At 73.9% G+C, this 19,951-nt stretch carries 12 protein-coding genes; 7 read left to right on the forward strand and 5 right to left on the reverse strand.

What is annotated here, in order from left to right; all coding sequences use genetic code 11:
• Positions 1-12: 12 nt before the first annotated feature.
• The gene (locus tag DZA62_RS34140; protein ID WP_116953448.1) at positions 13-3,792 is read left to right on the forward strand and encodes a S8 family serine peptidase; all 3,780 of its coding nucleotides are present in this window, start codon (positions 13-15) and stop codon (positions 3,790-3,792) included.
• 620 nt (positions 3,793-4,412) lie between these two features.
• Entirely contained in the window at positions 4,413-6,524 is a 2,112-nt protein-coding gene (locus tag DZA62_RS34150; RefSeq protein WP_116953450.1) for a RecQ family ATP-dependent DNA helicase, read from the forward strand.
• Positions 6,525-6,804: 280 nt separating this feature from the next.
• Here the strand turns inward: DZA62_RS34150 and DZA62_RS34155 are convergent, their stop codons facing one another.
• The 4 genes from DZA62_RS34155 to DZA62_RS34170 all read right to left on the reverse strand — a co-directional run bounded on the left by DZA62_RS34155 (position 6,805) and on the right by DZA62_RS34170 (position 10,107).
• Complete coding sequence (locus DZA62_RS34155) at positions 6,805-7,713, reverse strand: EamA family transporter (protein ID WP_116953451.1); 909 nt, start codon at positions 7,711-7,713, stop codon at positions 6,805-6,807.
• Between the two features lie 130 nt (positions 7,714-7,843).
• Entirely contained in the window at positions 7,844-8,515 is a 672-nt protein-coding gene (locus DZA62_RS34160; RefSeq protein WP_198664505.1) for an ACT domain-containing protein, read from the reverse strand.
• 66 nt (positions 8,516-8,581) lie between these two features.
• Positions 8,582-9,229: a response regulator transcription factor gene (locus DZA62_RS34165; RefSeq protein WP_116953460.1), complete on the reverse strand. Its 648-nt coding sequence runs from the start codon at positions 9,227-9,229 to the stop codon at positions 8,582-8,584.
• Positions 9,230-9,510: 281 nt separating this feature from the next.
• Complete coding sequence (locus DZA62_RS34170) at positions 9,511-10,107, reverse strand: PadR family transcriptional regulator (RefSeq protein ID WP_116953453.1); 597 nt, start codon at positions 10,105-10,107, stop codon at positions 9,511-9,513.
• A 302-nt stretch (positions 10,108-10,409) separates the two neighbouring features.
• On the opposite strand from DZA62_RS34170, the gene DZA62_RS34175 reads away from it, so the two are divergent.
• The 4 genes from DZA62_RS34175 to DZA62_RS34190 all read left to right on the forward strand — a co-directional run bounded on the left by DZA62_RS34175 (position 10,410) and on the right by DZA62_RS34190 (position 17,724).
• Complete coding sequence (locus DZA62_RS34175; protein ID WP_408620231.1) at positions 10,410-11,126, forward strand: ABC transporter ATP-binding protein; 717 nt, start codon at positions 10,410-10,412, stop codon at positions 11,124-11,126.
• A gap of 344 nt (positions 11,127-11,470) precedes the next feature.
• The gene (locus DZA62_RS34180; protein WP_116953455.1) at positions 11,471-14,341 is read left to right on the forward strand and encodes an ABC transporter permease; all 2,871 of its coding nucleotides are present in this window, start codon (positions 11,471-11,473) and stop codon (positions 14,339-14,341) included.
• A gap of 193 nt (positions 14,342-14,534) precedes the next feature.
• The gene (locus tag DZA62_RS34185; protein WP_116953456.1) at positions 14,535-16,421 is read left to right on the forward strand and encodes a LamG-like jellyroll fold domain-containing protein; all 1,887 of its coding nucleotides are present in this window, start codon (positions 14,535-14,537) and stop codon (positions 16,419-16,421) included.
• 184 nt (positions 16,422-16,605) lie between these two features.
• Positions 16,606-17,724, forward strand: a complete 1,119-nt coding sequence (locus DZA62_RS34190) for a lysylphosphatidylglycerol synthase domain-containing protein (RefSeq protein WP_116953457.1) — start codon at positions 16,606-16,608, stop codon at positions 17,722-17,724.
• A 1-nt stretch (position 17,725) separates the two neighbouring features.
• On the opposite strand, the gene DZA62_RS34195 is transcribed toward DZA62_RS34190, so the two are convergent.
• Positions 17,726-19,156 (reverse strand): MFS transporter, encoded by a 1,431-nt coding sequence (locus tag DZA62_RS34195; protein ID WP_198664506.1) that lies wholly within the window; start codon positions 19,154-19,156, stop codon positions 17,726-17,728.
• A 129-nt stretch (positions 19,157-19,285) separates the two neighbouring features.
• On the opposite strand from DZA62_RS34195, the gene DZA62_RS34200 reads away from it, so the two are divergent.
• Entirely contained in the window at positions 19,286-19,846 is a 561-nt protein-coding gene (locus DZA62_RS34200) for a TetR/AcrR family transcriptional regulator (protein ID WP_116953458.1), read from the forward strand.
• Positions 19,847-19,951 lie beyond the last annotated feature (105 nt).

Here is a 19,951-nt window from a genome sequence, read left to right on the forward strand (position 1 = left end):
GAGGGAGACCCGATGCAGCGACGGGCAGTGTGGACGGGACGGCGGGCGGCCGCGATGGTCGCCGCGGCCGGGCTCGTGGCGGCGGCCGCGCCCACCGGCGGCGCGGCGGAGTCCGCCGCGGGCGACAGCTCCGAGCCGAAGACGTACGTCGTCCAGATGGCGCTGGACCCGGTCGCGACCTACGACGGCGGCGTCGGCGACCTGGCGGCGACTCGCGCCGAGCCCGGCGAGGACGTCGACCCCGAGGCGCCCGAGGTGGTGGAGTACACGGACCTCCTGCAGGAACAGCACCTCGACGCGCTGGAGCGGGTCGGCGTCGACGAGCCGCTCTACCACTTCGTCTACGCGTTCGACGGGTTCGCGGCGGAGCTGACGGCGGACCAGGCGGCCGAGCTGGCCGCGCGGCCGGACGTCGTCGCCGTCACCGAGGACAGCAAGCGCGAGATCGACACGTCGTCGACGCCGTCGTTCCTCGGCCTGGACGACGACGGCGGGCTGTGGGAGCAGCTGGGCGGGCCGGTCGGGTCGCTGCGCGAGCCCGGGGCCGGCGAGGACGTCGTCATCGGCGTCATCGACACCGGGATCTGGCCGGACGCGAAGAGCTTCACCGACCGAGACGAGCGTGGCCGGCGCACCTACGCGTCCCGGCCGTTCGGCTTCCGCGGCGCGTGCAAGGGCGCCGCCGACGATTCCTGGGCGCCGAACGACTGCAACGCCAAGCTGCTCGGGGCCCGTCACTTCAACGCCGGCTGGGGCGGTGACGAGGGCATCGCCGAGCAGCTGCCCTGGGAGTTCGTGTCGCCGCGCGACTACAACGGGCACGGCACGCACACCGCGTCGACCGCCGGCGGCAACCACGGCGTCGCGACGACCGGTCCGGCCGCGGCCTTCGGGTCGATCAGCGGCATCGCGCCGCGCGCCCGCATCGCCGCGTACAAGGCGCTGTGGTCGACCGAGGACGGGTCGACGGCGGGCGGCTACGACTCCGACCTGGTGGCGGCGGTCGACCAGGCGGTGGCCGACGGCGTCGACGTCATCAACTACTCGGTGTCGGGCACCAGCACCGACTTCCTCGACCCGGTCGAGCTGGCCTTCCTCAACGCGGCCGACGCGGGCGTGTTCGTCGCCGCGTCCGCCGGCAACGACGGCCCCACCGGGGGCACCGTCGCGCACCCCAGCCCCTGGGTGACGACCGTCGCGGCCGGCACGCACGACCGCGGGACGTCCGGCTCGGCGACGCTGGGCGACGGGACGTCGCACACCGGGGCCTCCGTCGCGGCGACGCAGGCCGGGCCCGCGCCGCTGGTCGACGCGGCCGCCGCCGGGCTGGCCGGCGCCGACCCGGCGGCCGTCGCGCAGTGCTGGTCAGCCGCGGACAACGGCGGCACCGCCGTGCTCGATCCGGCGGTGGTGACCGGGAAGATCGTGCTCTGCGACCGTGGCGTCACCCCGCGCGTCAGCAAGAGCAAAGCCGTCGCCGAGGCCGGCGGCATCGGGATGATCCTGGTCAACACCGGTGCGGAGTCGCTGAACACCGACTTCCACTCGGTGCCGACGCTGCACGTCGCCGACACCTCGCGCGAGGCGCTCAAGGCCTACGCCGCCACCGAGGGCGCGACGGTGACCGTTCACGCGGCCACGATCAGCAGCGACACCCCGGCGCCGCGCGTCGCCGACTTCTCCTCGCGTGGGCCGCTGACCGCCGGGGCCGGCGACCTGCTCAAACCCGACCTCGTCGCGCCGGGCCAGGACATCCTGGCCGCCGTCGCGCCGCCCGGGCACAACGGGATGGACTTCGACCTGTCCAGCGGCACGTCGATGTCCGCGCCGCACGTCGCCGGGCTGGCCGCGCTACTGGCGGACCGGCACCCGGACTGGTCGCCGATGATGATCAAGTCGGCGCTGATGACCACCGGGTTCGACGTCCTCGACAGCGACGGCGCCGACCCCGCGGTGATCTTCGCGCAGGGTGCCGGCCACGTCGCGCCGAACCGCGCGGCCGACCCCGGCCTGGTCTACGACAGCGACGCCGACGACTGGCTGGCGTTCCTGTGCGGCGCCACCCGCGGTGTCGAGGAGGACACGTGCGATTCCCTGGAGTCCGCCGGACTCTCCCTGGAACCGAGCGACTTCAACGGCCCGTCGATCGCGATCGGCCGGGTGTCGAACCACGCGAGCGTGACGCGGACGGTGACGAACGTCGGCGCCACCGCCTCGACGTACACCGCCTCGGTGAGCGGCCTGGACGGGATCGACGTCACCGTCACGCCGAGCACGCTGACCCTCGCGCCCGGCGACAGCGCGACGTTCACCGTCACGTTCGATGTCGTGTCGCCCCCGCTGAACGCCTACCTCGGTGGGCGGCTGACCTGGTCCGACGGCACGCACGACGTCCGTTCGCCGATCGTCCTGCGGGCCGGCGGCGAGGACTGGGAAGCCCGGTACGACGGCCCCGCCAGCGCCTTCGGGGCCGGGGAGGACGAGGGGCAGGAGGTCCTGCTCTCACCGTCCGGTGACCGTCTGTACGTGGCCGGGAACAGCCTTCCGGCGCTGCCGGGGACGCTGCGGCCGGACTACGTGACCGCGGCGTACGACCCCGAGACCGGCGACGAGCTGTGGGCCGTCCGCTTCGACGGGCCGGTCCAGGGCGCCGACGAACTGGCCGGCTTCGGCGTCAGCCCGTCCGGTGACACCGTGTACGTCACCGGGAGTTCCACCGGTTCGGGCGGCCACTCTGACGTCGTCACCATCGCCTATGACGGTGCGACGGGGGCGCAGCTGTGGCTGGCCGCCTACGACGGGCCCGCGGGCGCCGGCGACGGAGCGGGCGGCCTGGCCGTCAGCCCGTCCGGCGACACCGTCTACGTCACCGGCATGGCCGCCGTGGCCGTCTCCGACGGGACCGAGCTCGACTACGCGACGATCGCCTACGACGCTCGGAGCGGGGCCCAGAAGTGGGTCTCGCTGTACGACGGGCCGGCCAGTGGGACGGACGACCCGCGCGCCGTCGCCGTCAGTGCCGACGGCGGGTCCGTCGTCGTCACCGGGCAGAGCCGCGGTGTGGGGACCGGCCTCACCGACTGGGGGACCGTCGCGTACGACGCCGCGACCGGGGCGCAGCGGTGGGAGATGCTGCACAACGGTCCCGACAACGGGATCGACATCGCCGGCACCCTGGTCGTCGCGGGCGACACCGTGGTCGTGTCCGGGTCGGACGACGGCGGCGCGACCAGCACCGACTGGGCGACCGTGGCGTACTCGCTGGACAGCGGCGAGGAGCTGTGGGCGCAGCGCTACGACGGCGGCGGGGGTGACACCGACGTCCCGCGGAAGGTCGTCGCCACGCCGGACGGCTCGGCCGTCGTCGTGACCGGGAACTCGTGGGGTGAGGGGACCGGCAGCGACTACGCGACCGTCGCCTACTCCGTCGCCGACGGCTCGCCGAGGTGGGTCGCGCGGCACGACGGGACCGCCAGCGGCCTGGACATCGCCTGGGACGTCGCACTGACCGCCGACGGCCGATTCGCCGTCGTCACGGGGCAGAGCGACACGGCCGGTACGGGCCAGGACTACCTGACGATCGCATACGACGCCGCGACCGGGGAGCAGGTCTGGACCGGCCAGTACGATGCCGCCGGATCCGCGGACGTGGCGGCCGGTGTGGCGGTCGACTCCACCGCCGAAGGTGCGCGCCGGGTGTTCGTCACCGGCGGCAGCTCCATCTCCCTCGGCCTCGTCACCAGCAACGTCGACATGGCGACGATCGCCTACCTCGACCCGTGGGCGGAGTGATGGGGGTGAGCGAGGACTGCCGCGTGGAGTGAGCGAGGCGTGATGCGTGGAGCGAAGGGCGGAGCGATGCGTGGAGTGAATGAGGGCTGATCGAGGGCTGATCGAGGGCTGATCCGCAGTCCGGCCGGGCCGTACCGCCCCCAGCGGTGCGGCCCGGCCGCTGCCGTTGCGCCGCCGCCGTGGTGCTGGCCGTGGCAGTGCGTGATCTCGGTGGTCGGTGGCGTGGCCGGCTGGGTGCTGCCGAGCGCCGAGCGCCGAGCGCCAAGCGCCAAGCGCCGAGCGCCGAGCGCCGAGCGCCGCCGATCGCCCCGCGCCGGCGGCGTGGTCCCGTGGTCCCGTCGGGCGTGTCGCCGTTCGCCGTCGGACCGTCCGCGTGGCCAGGCCCGTCACACCGGCGGATGTCGGTCACACCGTCGGATGCGGGCCTCGGCCGAGCCCATCGGCGACGCCCGCAGGCCGCAAGGGGTGCGCCGCGCCACGGTCAACCCGACGCCGGGCACGACGTGTCGCGGACACGTCCCGCCGGCGGTCGTCCACAGGCCCGACGAGTTCGCCGAGTTGTCCACAATCGGCGCGAGCTCGGTGGCGACCTGTCGGATCCGCCAGCTAGCGTCGCAGTCATGGATCTGAAGGACGAAGCAGAAGCGCTGCTGCGGCGGCTGGTCGGCAACGACACGGCCGAGTTCCGCGACGGCCAGTGGGACGCTGTACGCGACCTGGTGGAACACCGGCGTCGTGTGCTGGTCGTGCAGCGCACCGGCTGGGGCAAGTCGGCGGTCTACTTCGTCGCGACGGGTCTGCAACGGGCGCGCGGTGCGGGGCCGACCGTCATCGTGTCGCCGCTCCTGGCGCTCATGCGCGACCAGGTCGCCGCCGCGGGCCGCGCCGGGGTGCGAGCGGTCACCATCAACTCCGCCAACGCCGACGAGTGGGGCGAGGTCGCCAAGCAGCTCGCCGACGACGCCGTCGACGTCCTGCTGGTCAGTCCGGAGCGGCTGAACAACCCGCGGTTCCGCGACGAGCAGTTGCCCACGCTGGCGGCCGGCGCCGGGCTCATCGTGGTCGACGAAGCGCACTGCATCTCCGACTGGGGCCACGACTTCCGGCCCGACTACCGGCGCATCCGTGACCTGCTCGGCACGCTCCCCGCCGGCACCCCGGTCCTGGCGACGACGGCGACGGCCAACGCCCGGGTCGTGGCCGACGTCGCCGAGCAGCTGGGCGCCGGGGGAGCCGAGGTCACCACCATCCGCGGCTCGCTGGCGCGCGAGAGCCTGCGCCTGGGAGTGCTGACCCTCGACGACGCCGAGCACCGGCTGGCCTGGCTGTCCGCCCACCTCGGCGAACTGCCCGGCAGCGGCATCGTCTACACGCTGACGGTGTCGGCTGCCGAGGACACCGCGGCGCTGCTGCGCGAGGCCGGCCATCACGTCATCGCCTACACCGGCCGCACCGACCCGGCCGACCGCGTCGAGGCCGAACGGGCGCTGCTGAACAACGAGGTCAAGGCACTGGTGGCCACCAGCGCGCTGGGCATGGGGTTCGACAAACCCGACCTCGGCTTCGTCGTGCACCTGGGCGCACCGTCGTCGCCGGTCGCGTACTACCAGCAGGTCGGTCGCGCGGGCCGGGCGACGGAACGGGCCGATGTGCTGCTCCTGCCGGCCGCCGAGGACCAAGCCATCTGGCAGTACTTCGCCACCGTCTCGATGCCGCGGCAGGAGCAGGCGTCGGCGGTCATCCGGACGCTGTCGGGTGCAGGCGACGCGATGTCCACCGCGGCGCTCGAGACCGTCGTCGACGTGCGGCGGACGCGGCTCGAGCTGCTGCTCAAGGTGCTCGATGTCGACGGCGCGGTGCAGCGCGTCCGCGGCGGCTGGCAGGCCACCGGCGACGACTGGGTCTACGACGCCGAGCGCTATGAGCGGGTGGCCGCCGCCCGCGACGCCGAGGCCCGGTCGATGCTCTCCTACCAGCGCGGCGAGCAGTGCCGCATGGCGTTCCTGCAAGCCGCGCTGGACGACCCCAGCGCCGCGCCGTGCGGCCGCTGCGACGTCTGCACCGGTCCCTGGTACACCGACGAGGTGCCGGCCGACGCCAGGGCGGCGGCGCGGACGACTCTGGCCAGAGCCGGTGTGTTGCTGGAGCCGCGGGTCCAGTGGCCGTCCGGCATGGGGCGGCTCGGCGTCGACGTCAAGGGCAAGATCGGCCCCGACGACCGCCTCGAGCCCGGCCGCGTGGTCGCCCGGCTCACCGACCTCGGCTGGGGGCAGCGGCTGCGGTCGCTGCTCGACGCCGACGACGCGCCGGCTCCGGAGCCGCTGCTGGCGGCGTGCATCGACGTGCTGCGCGAGTGGCGTTGGGACCGTCGCCCCGAGGCCGTCATCACGCTGCCGTCGCGGCGGCATCCACAGCTCGTCGGCTCGGTCGGCCGCTACCTGGCGTCGGTGGGCCGGCTGGCCGACCTCGGTGAGCTGGAGGCGACCGGCGCCGGACCGGCCGAGGGCACGGAACCCGGCGGCAACAGCGCCTTCCGGCTGGCCTCGGTCTGGGACGCCTGGCGGGTCGGACCATCGACCCGCGAAGCCCTGGCGGCGCTTGGCCCCGACCCGGTCGTCCTCCTGGTCGACGACCTCGCCGACTCCCGCTGGACTCTCACCGTCGCCGGAAGGGAGGTGCGCCGGGCCGGCGCAGCACAAGTCCTGCCGTTCGCCCTCGCGAGCGTCGGCTGAGCCGAACCGACCGGCGGGTGCGCGCGGCCGTGCGGTAGCGGCGCGCGCAGCCTCGGCCATGCTGTCTCAGTAGGGGCTGCCCGGACCGGCGGCGTCGGGCGTCACCGAGTGGCCGGGATACTGCTCGCGTCGGCAGGCCGAGCCGCCGCACCTTAAACGTCCGCCGCACCTGGAGGTCGAGCCCAGCCGTCCGGACCCAGACGTCCGGACCCAGACGTCCGGACCCAGCCGTCCGGACCTGGACGTCCGGGCCCAGACGTCTAGACCTAGACGTCTGCACCTAGACGTCCGAGCGGGTGCCGCGGGTGGAGCCGATGGATGCGGCCACCACGCACAGCACCGCGATCCACTGCGACCAGAGCAGGGCCTCCTGGAGCACGATGAGGCCGATGAGAGCCGCCATCGCTGGTTCGAGGCTCATCAGGATGCCGAACACCCGCGGCGGCATCCTGCGTAGCGCCTCCAGGTCCAGCGAGTACGGGACCACCGACGACAACAGCGCCACGCCGAGCCCCGCGACCAGCACCCACGGCACGATCAGCGCCGTCCCGCTGTCTGCCACGCCGACGGGCACCGCCACCAGCGCCGCGACGGCCATGCCCAGAGCCAGGCCGTTGCCTTCCGTGGTGTGGCGCCCCAGCGCCGCGCCGACCAGGATGTACAGGCCCCAGAACGCTCCCGCGGCGAGGGCGAACAGAACGCCGACAGGGTCGAGGTCGCCGCGGCCACCCATCAGCAGGACCACGCCGCCGGCCGCGAGCAGGGCCCAGAAGGCGTCCAGCCATCGTCTCGACCCGGCGAGGGCCACGCCCAGCGGCCCGAGGAACTCGATGGTCACGGCGATCCCCAGCGGGATCCGGGCCAGCGACAAGTAGAAGCACAAGTTCATCAAGGCGAGAATCACGCCGTAGCTGAGCACCACGGTCCAGGCGCGACGACTCATGCGCAGCGACGGCCGCCACAGCAGCATCAGCACCACCGCGGCGAAGAACAGCCGCAAGCCGACCGTCCCGAAGCTGCCCACCGTGCTGAACAGGTGCTTGGCCAGCGCCGAGCCCAGCTGGACGCTGACGATGCCGAGCAGGACCAGCGCCGGCGGCGGGATCGCGTCGAAGGTACGCCCGGCGAGCGTGGTCAGGGACGACCTGGGGGACTGGCCACGGGTCCCGCCGACGTTCGAGGAGTCCACGCGCGTGGATTATCGACGACCACGCGCCGCAAGTCATCTGTTTTCCCGGCCCGGCCCGCACGCGAGCCGACTGAACCTCCGGCACGGACGGCGACCGGCGACACGTCCCGAGCGGACGGCGATCGCGCGGTCAGGCGGTGGCGGCGTCGTCCGCCTCGCGGGCGGGCGAGGTGCGGCGGATCACCTGGGCCAGCGCCACCAGGTGCACCAGCCGGGCGAGCTCGGAGTCGAGGATGCGAGGGCCGCCGTCGCGGCCGAAGACGATGGCCTGGCCGGTGTCGTCGACCGGGACGCCGACCGCGACGACATCGTGCCAGGGCTCGGGGGCGTCGGGGCCGACGACGATGCGGGTGGGCTCGGTCAGCGGCAGCCAGGGCGCCTCGTAACCGTCGTCCTCGGGGGCGCCGCCGCTCGCGCGCTGCACCTTCAGGGTGGAACCGGCGGCGGGCAGCAGCAGCCCCCAGCCGGAGCGGAAGATGCCGGGTACGAGGTCGACCAGGATCTCCTCGGCACGGTCGGGGTCGTCGGTCATCGCCTCGACGGCCTCGAGGTCGCGGTGCAGGCTGGCGCCCGGGCTGTAGTGGCCGATGAACTCCACCGTGACGTCGGGTACCGTGCGGCACGCCGTCACCAGCGTGTCCGGCAGCCGCCCACCCGGCAGGTCGACCAGGAAGTCGTCGACGACGAAGCCGTCGCCGCGGTGCTCGACGACGTCGACGCCGACGATGTCACCGCCCGCGGTGCCGACCGCGGACGCGACGGCTCCGAGCGAACCGGGACGGTCCGGTACGACCACACGCATGAGAAACGACATCCGCACAGAGTGACACAGATCCTGTCACGACCGTGTTGCAGTCGGAATCGGGCGTCAGTGCTCCGCCCGCAGCCAGGCCAGCACCGCCAGCACTCGCCGATGGTCGTCGTCGGACGGAGGGAGGTCGAGCTTCGTGAGGATCGACGAGATGTGCTTCTCGACCGCGCCCTGGGTGACGACCAGCAGCCGCGCGATGGCGACGTTCGTCCGGCCCTCCGCCATCAGCGCCAGCACCTCGCGCTCGCGCGCCGTCAACGTCTGCAGGGGGTCGCGGCGGCGCCGGGCGAACAGCTGTGCCACCACCTCCGGGTCGAGCACCGTCCCGCCGGACGCCACCCGCTCGAGCGCGTCGGAGAGATCCGCCAGCGCCGACACCCGGTCCTTGAGGAGGTAACCGACGCCGCCCGCGCCGTCGGCCAGCAGGTCGCCCGCGTACGACTCCTCGACGTACTGCGACAGCACCAGCACGCCGGTCCCCGGCACCTCCGACCGCGCCGACAACGCCGCCCGCAACCCCTCGTCGGTGAACGTCGGTGGCATGCGGACATCGACGATCGCGACGTCGGGGCGGTGCTCCTGCACCGACCGGACCAGCGCGACGCCGTCGCCGACGGCGTCGACCACGTCGGCTCCGGCCTCGCCCAGCAGACGGACCAGGCCTTCACGCAGCAGCAGGGAGTCCTCGGCAAGTACGACGCGCACCCGCACAGCATGCCAGGTCGGTCCGCGGCCTCCACCCACAGCGCGCCGAACGCGGTCGACCCGACGGGCGAGGGCGCGCTTCCGGCTCCGTCCACGCCCCCGGCCCGGCCGGTCAGCTCATCCGCCGGCGTGAGCAGACCGGCGGCGGCCGCGGCGCCCTGGCACCGGTTCGCGGCGTCGTCGACGGAACGCGAAGTTGAGTGGCGGCGCCGGCGCGCGCATCGGCCGGCAACTCGCGCGCCGGACGGGCTGACGCCGCCGGCTTCGCGGCGGTGCGGTGATCAGGACGCGTGCCGCGCCTTGCGGTCCTGTTCGTCGGCGTCCTTGGCCTGGGCGCCGGGTGCCTGCGCGGCCGGCGTCAGCGGCTCGTCGGCGCGTGCCTCGACCGCCTCGATCAGCTTGATGTCGGCCTGCGTGTGCAGGATCGCCGCCTCGATGGTGAGGGCCGCGAGCGCGTCGTGCTGATGCGTGCGCCGGCTGGTGCGCAACGTCTGCAGCTCGGCCAGGCGGGAGTCGTGCTGGATGCGGCAGACCTCACGGATGGCGTCGGGGCCACGCCGTCCCGCGGCGAGCACCTTGAGGATGAAGTCGTCGCGGTAGCCCGACGTGCGCGTGGTCGGCGTGGCCAGCCAGTCGTCGAGGTCGCTGCGTCCGGCCGACGTGATGAGGTAGACGGTGCGGTCGGGCCGGGAGTCCTGCGGCACGGTGTGCGAACTGACCATGCCGTCGCGGTGCAACCGGTCGAGGATCTGGTAGACGTGGCCGATGTTCAGCCCACCCCACTGGGGTCCGACGGCCTTCTCGAAGTTCGCCTTGAGCTCATACCCGTAGCTGGGTCCGTCGGCCAGCAGGGCGAGAACGGCATGCTGAAGCGGCACTCTCACACTGTAAGGGTGAACCGGCCGTTCCACCGACATTCACACCCCGTGATCCGTGGTCGTGGCGACTGTCATGTCACCCCGACGGGGCGCGAACCGCCTGGTAAGCGCGTTCCGGCCCCCTCGGAGCGGAAGTGTGAACGGCATCCGGGACGCCCAGGGGTTGCGCCGGGATGAGACAATCAGGCCCTGACCGTTTGTCGCACTGAGTCGAAGGTCATGATGATCAGATGAGACGGCAGGGTCCTAGCGACGCTGCGGACGTCCGGTCGGGGGGTCACGACCGGTTCCCGGGTGCGCCCATCTCGCTGCACAACGTCACCCGCTTCTACCGGCAGGGCGGCGATCACGTACCCGCCCTCGTCGACGTCACGCTCGACGTCCGTGCCGGCGAGACGGTGGCGGTCGTCGGCCCGTCGGGGTCCGGCAAGTCGACGCTGCTCCATGTCATCGGCGGCATGGATCGGCCCGACTCCGGCACCGTCATGGTCGGCGGCACCCGGGTCGACGAGTTGTCGCGGCGGGCGGCGGCGGCGTTCCGGCGCGGCGTCGGCTTCGTCTTCCAGCACTACCACCTGCTGCCGCAGCTGAGCGCCCTGGACAACGTCGTGGTGCCGCTGATGCCGATCCAGGTCGGCTTCGACCGGCTCGAACGGGCCCGCGAGCTGCTCGACGCCGTCGGGCTCGGCGCCCGGCACGCCGCCCGCGTCGGCGATCTCTCCGGCGGCGAGCAGCAGCGGGTGGCGATCGCCCGCGCGTTGGTCGCCCGGCCGAAGTTGCTGCTGGCCGACGAGCCCACCGGTGCGCTGGACTCGCGTACGGGTGACGAGGTGCTCGATCTGCTGGCGCAGGTGCAGTCCGACTACGGCATGACGCTGGTCCTGGCGACGCACGAGGCGGCGGTCGCGGCGCAGTGCCAGCGGCTGATCAGCCTCCGTGACGGCGCGGTCGTCGCCGACCACGCGCTCTGGGATCCGCAGCCGGATGAAACGCTGCGACGGGCGACCGGCCTCGGCTGATCGTGGCCGCGCGCCGACCGGCCCGCCGGTGTGGAGTTGCGCGACCACACGTTCGGCTACGCTCCCGATCATGCGCCGGTACTGCGTGGCGTCTCGTTCGCCATCCCACCTGGTGCGACGGGCGCTCGGGAGGGGGCCGGCGGCGAGTCCAAGATCCCCATGCCGCTCCGCCGACTCGACCAGCCGGTGGCGGGCAGCATCCGCCGCGACGGCCACGGCCGCGCCGTCGCCGGTGGCCTGCGACGGCAGGCCGCACGGGTGCGTGGCCATGCTGAGCCGGGTGTCCGGCGGCGAGCACGCCCGGCCGCACGGCCGCCAGGCGGACGGGATCAGGAGGCCGGCCGATGCCGCCGGCTGACCACGGCGGCCCCGGCGGCGGCGGGGACAGCGGCGGCGGCAGCAACGCCCGTCGCGCTGTCGCTCGCCTGCGCCGCGCCCTCGGCCGGTTCCGCGGCCCCGGCACCGCGCGGCCGGGCGTCGGCCCGCTGGTCCTCGCCCAGCTGCGCGCCCACTGGGGCCGGGCGCTGGCACTGGGGCTCGGCGTGGTCGCGGCGACGTCGGTGTTCACCGTGCTCACCGGCGCCTCGGAGGTCGAGCGGCTGGAGCTGCGCGGCGAGGTGGCCGCCGCCCAGAGTCCGTACCACATCCTGGTCCGCCCGCCCGGGACCCGCAGCGACCTCGAGGCCGAGCGCGGGCTGGTGCGGCCGTACCAGCTGTCGGGCCAGTTCGGCGGCATCTCGCTGGACGACTACGACGCCATCCGCGCCATCGGCGGGGTCGAGGTGGCCGCACCGGTCGCGATGGTCGGCTACGTCATGCACGGCATACAGATCGCCATCGACGTCGGCCCGCGCACCGACGCCCGCCGGGAGCTGCTGGTCGCCGACGTCGTGTACATGAGCGACCGCGGCCTGACCGAGATCGAGCGGCCGTCCGCGTCGTTCTCCTACGTCACGCCGAACACCATCTCCGTGCTGGGCCAGCTCAACGACAGCGGCGCGCCGCACGGGCGGGCCGAGACCATGCCCGACGGCTCCGTCGCCCTGGTGTGCCCGCTGCGCCCCTACGGCGGCGACATCGCCGACTCGCCCGCCATCGCGGCCCGCGAGCGCAGCAGTCAGTGCTTCACGACCCGGCCGCGCGGCGACTCGCCGCGGCGCAACCTGCAGGCCCCGCCGCGGCGCTCGGTCACCCTGGAGTGGTCGTTCCCGGTGCTGGTGGCGGCGGTCGACCCGGAGCAGGAGGCCGCACTGACCGGCGACGGCGAGGTGCCGGAGTCGCTGCGGGCGCTGGCCGGCGCCGGGCCCGCCACCGGCACCCGGCCCGTCCCGGTCCTCGTCCCCGCGAAGCCGAACATCGACGTCCAGGCCGAGGTGCGGGTGCGCCGGCTGCCCGACGAGACGGCCGACCGGTTCGCGGCCGGCGTTCCGCTGGACGAGATCGGCGACCTGCTCGCCACCCCGGGTCCGGTCGTCGCCACCGACCTGATCACCGCCGACCGCGCCTACAAGGAGGTGCTCCGGCAGGCGACCGAGAGCCCGGTGAGCATCCTGGTCGACAGCTTCTGGACCACCGAGCCGACGGCGTACGACGTCGGCGCCCGCGGGGTGCTGAAACCGCGCACGGTCGAGAACCCGCAGGACGTCTGGCGCTCGTCGGTGCGCATCGAGGGCTACGTGCCGACGCCGGCCGTCGTCGCCGACACCGGGTTCCGGGCCGTCCGCCCGCACCCCGGCTCGGCGGTCTCGCAGACCGGCGACACGCTGCCGCAGCTGGGTATCGCCGGCTTCTTCGAGCCGGCCGACTTCGAGGCGGCCGGTTACGACGGCGCGCGCGGCCTGCCCGCCGCCGACGCACGCAGCCGGGAGCTGCTCGGCGGCCGGCCGCTCCTGTCGTCCGGCAGCCCCGGCGCCTACAACCTGGGCCCGCCGACGGCGTTCATCCGGCTGTCCGACCTCGGCACGTTCACCGGCTCCGGCATCGAGCTGGCCGACCCCGACGCGCCGGTCAGCGCGATCCGCGTCCGCGTCGACGGCGTCGACGGCGTCAGCCCGGTCGAGCGCGAGCGGGTCCGGCTGGTGGCCGACCAGATTCGCGTCGAGACCGGCCTCGACGTCGACATCGTCCTCGGCAGCGCGGCCACCGAGCAGACGGTGCAGCTGCCGGCCGGCGCGTACGGCCGGCCGGAGCTGGCGCTGACCGAGACCTGGATGCGCCAGGGCGTCGTCGCCGCCGTCATGCAGGCCGTCGATCACAAGAGCGTGGCGCTGTTCGTGCTGGTCCTGGCCGTGAGCACGCTGTTCGTCGCCAACGTCTCGGCGGCGTCCGCGCGGTCCCGGCGGGGCGAGCTGGCGGTGCTGAGCCGGGTCGGCTGGAGCCGCGCGCAGCTGCTGCGGCTGCTGCTGGCCGAGGTGCTGCTGGTCGGCGGCGCCGCGGGGATCGTCGGCGCGCTGGTCTCGGTGGCGGTCGGCTGGATCACCGGCCTGGAGGTGACGCTGGCGCGCGCCGTTGTCGCCGTGCCGGTGGCGGTGGTCGTCGCGCTGGTCGCGGCGGCGTGGCCGGCGTGGCGGGCGTCGAAGCCGTCGATCAAGGGGATGCAGCAGCCGCGGGCGACGCCCGGCCAGCGCGCGCCGGTGGTGCGCGGGGTGCGCGCGCCGGTGGTGCGCGGGGTGCGGACGCTGGCGGTCGCCAACGTGGTCCGCTCGCCCGGGCGGACCGGGCTCGGCGTGCTCGTCGTCGCGCTCGGGTGCGCCGCGTTGACCGCACTGCTCGGCATCACTCTGGCGTTCAACGGCGCCGTCGTCGGGTCCGTGCTGGGCGACGCCGTCTCCGTGCGGGCCCGCGAGATCGATTACGTCGCCGTCCTGGTGACGGTCCTGCTGTCCAGCATCGCCGTCGCCGACGTCGTCTTCCTCAACATCCGCGACCGGAGGGCCGAGTTCGCCGTCCTTCAGGCGGTCGGCTGGGGCGACGGCCGGGTGCGCCGGGTCGTGCTGGCCGAGGCGGCGCTGATCGGCCTCACCGGCGCGGTCTGCGGCACCGTCGCCGGGCTGGCGATCGCCGCCGGGCTGGCCGGCGAGCTGCACGCGGAGCTGCTGGTGGCCGCGGCGACCACCCTGGCCGGCGGCACCGCGATCCCGGTGCTGGCCAGCCTGGTCCCGGTCGCCGCGCTGCGCCGCATGACGGTCGCGTCGACCCTGACGAGGGACGCTTAGGGACGCTCAGGGACGGAGGTGCGGAGGATACTCCGCCGGCTCCGCATCCTCCGCACCTCCGTCCCTGAGCCCCGCGGCCTCTCCACGCGCGCGACGGCCATGGTTCGTCCGGCCGATCGCGCGCGGACACGTGTGCGCCACCTCCGATTGGTCCGATATGCGGGATCACGTGTTCTCATCGGAGGTTCCGCAGATGTCCGACACCCCTACCGGTCGTGCCGGCGGCGTCGCCCGCCGCCGTCTCCTGCAGGGCGCCCTCGCGGCGCCCGCCGCGCTCGCCGTCCCCGGCCTCGTCGGCGGTGCCGCCGGCACCGCGGCCGCCGCGCCCGTCGTCCCGCCCACGCCGGCCGGGTTCGACCCGGACAGTCCGCGGTTCGCCATCGCCGTCCTGCCGGACACCCAGTACCTCTTCGACGAGGACCGCTCCGACCCGGAGCCGCTGGCGACGACGTTCGGCTACCTGCGCGAGCAACGGGGCCTCGCCAACGTCGCGTTCATGACGCATCTCGGCGACGTCACCGAGCACGGCACGCAGGACGAGATCGACCTCGCCGACCGGACGTTCGAGGCGCTCGACGGCGTCGTGCCGTTCAGCGTGCTGGCCGGCAACCACGACATCCCCGGCGGCGACGACCAGCGCGGCGACACGCCGTACCTGCGTGCGTTCGGCCCGTCCCGGTTCACCGGCAGCGAGACGTTCGGCGGCTCGTCGCCGGACGGCTACAACAGCTTCCACGTCATCCCGGCCGCCGGCCGCGAGTGGCTGGTGCTGGCGCTGGACTGGCGGGTCTCCGACGCCGGCCTGGCGTGGGCCCGCGGCGTCGTCGACGCGCACCCGGAGCTGCCCGCGATCGTCACCACGCACGACCTCGCCTACGCCGGTGACGAGGGTGCGGCGCAGCTGTCCGGCAACGGGCAGCGGCTGTGGGACGGGCTGATCCGCGGCAAGGACCAGATCGTCCTCGCGCTCGGCGGGCACTACTGGCCGCCCGGCCGCACCGTCCTCACCAACGACGCCGGCCACGAGGTGCACGTCCACATCACCAACTACCAGGACCGTTACTACGGCGGCGCCGGCATGATCCGGCTCTACCAGTTCGACCTGGTCCGCAACACCATCGACGTCGAGACGTTCGCGCCGTGGTTCCTGACGCGCGAGGCGGGGGAGCGGCCGCCGCTGGGCGCGGAGGTCATCGAGCTCACCAGCGACGTCGACCGCTTCAGCCTGCCGGTCGACTTCACGGCGCGGTTCGCGGGCTTCGCGCCGGACCCGACGCCGCCGTCGCGCCCGCCGACCCGCGTCGTCGGCCGCGACACCGTCGCGTACTGGCGGTTCGACACGCTCGGCCTGCGCGGCCGGGTCGAGGAGGGCGCCTCCGTCGCCGACGGCGCCGTCGCGCAGGACCTCACCCGCAAGGGCAACGACCTCGTCGTGCGGCGGCTGCACTCCTCGGCGTCCGGCCTGCTCACCCGCTCGCTCGACCACCACGACGGCGCGCCCGCCCACGCCAGCCTCCGCTTCGACGGCGGCCAGTCGCCCAACCGGGGCGCGATCCTCGAGGCCGTCGAGGGCGCCCCGATCAACCAGGAGAAGTTCCTCGGCGGCTACACGATCGAGGTCTTCCTCAAGCTGCCCGAGCCGTTCGAGGGCAACCACGCCTGGATGGGCGTCTTCAGCTGGCAGGGCCGGGCCGGCGACGCGGGCAAGACCGCCGGCTACTCGCCGCTCGAGCCGACCTGCAGCCTCAACGTGTCGCCCGAGCGCTTCCTGCAGTACGTCCTCTACCCGCACGTCGAGGACGCGTCCCCGACGTCGTGGAGCCACGCCCTCCCGGTCGGGCGCTGGTTCCACGTCGCGGTCGTCAACGACGGCGCGCAGACGGTCGTGTGGGTCGAGGGCTCGCCGATCGCCCGCAACCCGAAGCAGCCGGCGCACGGCATCGCGACGCTCGGCCGGCCGTTCACGCTCGGCGCGACCGGCTGGGACCTCGGCTTCGGCCAGGGCTTCTACGGACACCTCGGTGACGTCCGGATCAGCCGGCGGGCGCTGGAGCCGGCGGAGTTCATGGCACCGTTCTGACGGCGCTGCGGCTCTCACCCGCGACGGGTGGCGCTCGGGATGGGCGCCACCCCCGTCGCCGCCCGGCTCGGACAAGGCGGCCTAAGAATTTTCCCTGTCAAGTCCGCAGGTGAGAGGGCAGATCGACGCCACTTGTACGCCTCTACTACAGACTGTGGACGTTTCGGTAGGTCACCATAGGGGCGTGGCGATCGATGAACGGACCACCACAAAGACCCGGCGGCGTGCGATTTTCGGCAGCACGCGCCGGGTCGTCGGCATGCTGGCCGTGCTCGCGATCCTCGTGGTCGTGGGCGTCCTCATCGTGCCCTCGGTACTGCCGAACCTGATCGCCTCCATGCGGCGCAACCCGTACGTCCCGGTCATGGTCGCGACGTTCTGGATCATGGCGACCATCGCGTCCATCACCGGCAAGCGGGCCATCGCCGACGGCTACCTGACGTGGTCCGGCGCGGCGGCGGCGCACATCGGCGGCACGGTCGCCAACCGCGTCGTCCCGGCCGGCGTCGGCTCGGCCGGAGTGTTCGTCGCGGCCCTGCACCGCGGTGGCGCCTCCAACACGACGGCCGCGGGCGTGGTCGCGCTGTGGGCGGTGGCGGGCGGGCTGGCGCACGGGTCCGGCCTGCTGCTGGGCGTCGCCTGGCTGCGCGAGGGCTGGAGTGGACTCGTCACCGTGGCCGCTCTGGCGACGGTACTGGTGGTCGCGGTGCGACTGCTGCTGCGACGCCTCGCGGCCCGGCGCGCCGCCCGGCCGGTCGCGGTCGCCGTCACGACGACGCTGCCCAGCCGCCAGAGCAAGCTGCAGCGGCTGCGGGCGTCGGCGCGCGACGCCGTCGCGGCGGTGCGGGCCCGGCCGGTGCTGGCGCTGGCCGCGCTGCTCGCCCAGCTGGCCGCCGCGACCTGCCTGGCGACCGGCTTCGCGCTGGCCGCCGTCGGCTTCGGCGTCGAGATCAGCATCGGCGTCGGCATGGCCGCGTACCTCGCCGGTACCGCGCTGTCCGCCGCCACCCCGACCCCCGCCGGCATCGGTTCGGCCGAGACCGCGCTGATCGGCGCGCTGATGCTGGCCGGCGCCGGCCTCGGCGAGGCACTGCCGGTGGTGTTCCTGTTCCGTGCCGTCGTGCTGATCGCACCGGTGCTCGCGGCGGCCGTCATGGCGGCGGCGTGGGTGGTCGTCCGGCTGCTGGCCGCGGCCCGCGAGCGGCGCCGCACCGCGCGGACGCCGCGAGTGCCGCACTCCCTGCTGCCCGCCGTCGTCCTGGCCATCGAGCCCGACCCCGCTCCCGACGCCGCCGCGCCCTGACTCACGCCGCCGGTGGCTCGCGCCGGAAGGTCAGCGCCACCAGCACCGCGGCCGTCCCGATCGCCACGCTGGCCACGAAGGCGTGCGTCATGCCGGTCACCAGCACCTGCTCGGGCGTCGCGCCGTCGGCCGCGTCGCGGGTGGCCGCGCCGAACACCGTCACCAGGATCGCCAGCCCGAGGGTCGCACCGGCCTGCTGCATGGTCTGCAGCACGCCGCCGGCCGCGCCGGCGTCGGCGGGCGGGACGCTGGTCATGATCACGACGTTCAGCGGCGCGAACGCCAGTCCCATGCCGACGCCCATGAGCAGCATCGACGGCAGCAGCCCGGCCGCGAAGCCGGTGTCCACGCCGAGCCGGGTCAGCAGCGCGACGCCGGAGGTCATCAGCAGCGTGCCGGTCACCGCCATCGGCTTCGGGCCGAACCGCGGCAGCAGCACGGGGATCAGCCGCGACATCGCGAACACCAGCACCGCCATCGGCAGGAAGGCGAGGCCGGTGGCCAGCGCCCCGTAGCCGTGCACGTCCTGCAGGTACTGGGTGAGGAAGAAGAACATCGACATGCCGGTCGCCGGGCCGAGCAGGAAGTTGACGAACGCCGCGGCGCGGTTGCGGTCGGCGAACAGCCGCAACGGCAGCAGCGGCGCCGCCGTGCGTGCCTCCACCACCACGAACGTCACCAGGAGCAGCACACCGGCGACGAGCGAACCGGCGGTGTACCCGTCCCGCCAGCCGTCGGAGGCCGCGCGGATGAACCCGTACACCAGCGCCGCGATGCCGGCCGAGCCCGTCGCCGCGCCGAGCAGGTCGAGCCGCGCGGGATGCCGGGCCGGCTCGCGCACGTGCCGGACGGCCAGCGCGACGATCAGCGCGCCGAGGGGCACGTTGATGAACAGCACCGACCGCCACGACAGCCATTCGGTGAGCACGCCGCCGAGAATCAGCCCGAGCGCGAAGCCGGCGCTGGCCATCCCGGAGAACAGCGCGAGCGCGCGCATCCGCGCCCGCTGCTCGCTGAACGTGGTGACCAGCAGCGCCAGCGTGCTCGGTCCGGCCATCGCGGCGCCCAGCCCCTGCACGACCCGGGCGGCGACCAGGGTCGCCGAGGAGTCCGCGAACCCGCCGGCCAGCGACGCGACGGTGAACACGGTGACGCCGGCGATCAGCAGCCGGCGGCGGCCGAGCAGGTCGCCGGCGCGGCCGCCGAGCAGCAGCAGACCGCCGAAGACCAGCGTGTACGAGTTCATCACCCACGACAGCCCGGTGGCGGAGAAGCCGAGGTCGTCGCGGATGCGGGGGAGCGCCACGTTCATCACCGTGGCGTCGAGGATGATCATCAACTGGCAGGTCAGCAGCGCGGTGAGCGCCAGTCCGGGGCGGGGGCGCGGCTGTGCCGCGGTGGCGCCGGAGGAGAGCAGGGTGGATCCAGGCACTGGGGCTCCCGGGATCGACGAAATAAGCGGACAGAGTCTCCGCTTCTACCGCGAGCTAGCATATGGAGAGCTTCTCCGGTTTGACAAGGGTAACCGGAGAGATTCTCCGTTTCGATGCGAGGGGTGCCGATGACGACGTCCCGGCCGATGCGTGCCGACGCACGCCGCAACCACGAGCGCATCGTCACGGCCGCTCGCGAGGCGTTCACCGAGCACGGCCCCGGCGCGCCCCTCGACGACATCGCCCGCCGCGCCGAGGTCGGTCCCGGCACCCTCTACCGCCACTTCGCCGGCCGGGAGTCGCTCATCGAGGCCGTCTACCACGCCGACGTCGAACGGCTGAACCTGCGCGCGAAGGAGCTGGTCGATGAGCTGGCGCCGCTGGACGCGTTGACGGGCTGGCTGCGCGAGCAGGTCGCCTACGTCACGTACAACCGCGGGCTCGGCGCGGCGCTCAAGGCCACGATCGACCAGGACTCCGCGACCTACGCGCAGTGCAAGCAGCTCATGCGCGACGCGGCGGCGGCCGTCCTGGCACCGGCGCAGGAGGCCGGTGTGGTGCGCGGCGACCTCGAACCGCGCGACCTGCTGCTGCTCGGCCACGGCCTGGGGGTCGCCGCCGAGACGGCGCCGGACTCCTTCGAACGGCTGCTCTCGGTGACGGTCGCCGGTCTCCGCGCGCCGATGTGACGATCACGCGCGCCGCGGCGAGGACCTCCGGGGTCTCGGTGCGCGGTGTCCCTCTAGGGTGGGCCGATGGCGTCGGTCAGGCAGGTTCAGGTCACGTTCGATTGC

This window comes from Jiangella endophytica, assembly GCF_003427025.1.
Classification (GTDB): domain Bacteria; phylum Actinomycetota; class Actinomycetes; order Jiangellales; family Jiangellaceae; genus Jiangella; species Jiangella endophytica.

Coding starts and splice junctions, on each gene's coding strand:
- DZA62_RS34140 (WP_116953448.1), top strand. CDS start 13: ATGCAGCGACGGGCAGTGTGGACGGGACGGCGGGCGGCCGCGATGGTC.
- DZA62_RS34150 (WP_116953450.1), top strand. CDS start 4,413: ATGGATCTGAAGGACGAAGCAGAAGCGCTGCTGCGGCGGCTGGTCGGC.
- DZA62_RS34160 (WP_198664505.1), bottom strand. CDS start 8,515: ATGCGTGTGGTCGTACCGGACCGTCCCGGTTCGCTCGGAGCCGTCGCG.
- DZA62_RS34180 (WP_116953455.1), top strand. CDS start 11,471: ATGCCGCCGGCTGACCACGGCGGCCCCGGCGGCGGCGGGGACAGCGGC.
- DZA62_RS34185 (WP_116953456.1), top strand. CDS start 14,535: ATGTCCGACACCCCTACCGGTCGTGCCGGCGGCGTCGCCCGCCGCCGT.
- DZA62_RS34200 (WP_116953458.1), top strand. CDS start 19,286: ATGACGACGTCCCGGCCGATGCGTGCCGACGCACGCCGCAACCACGAG.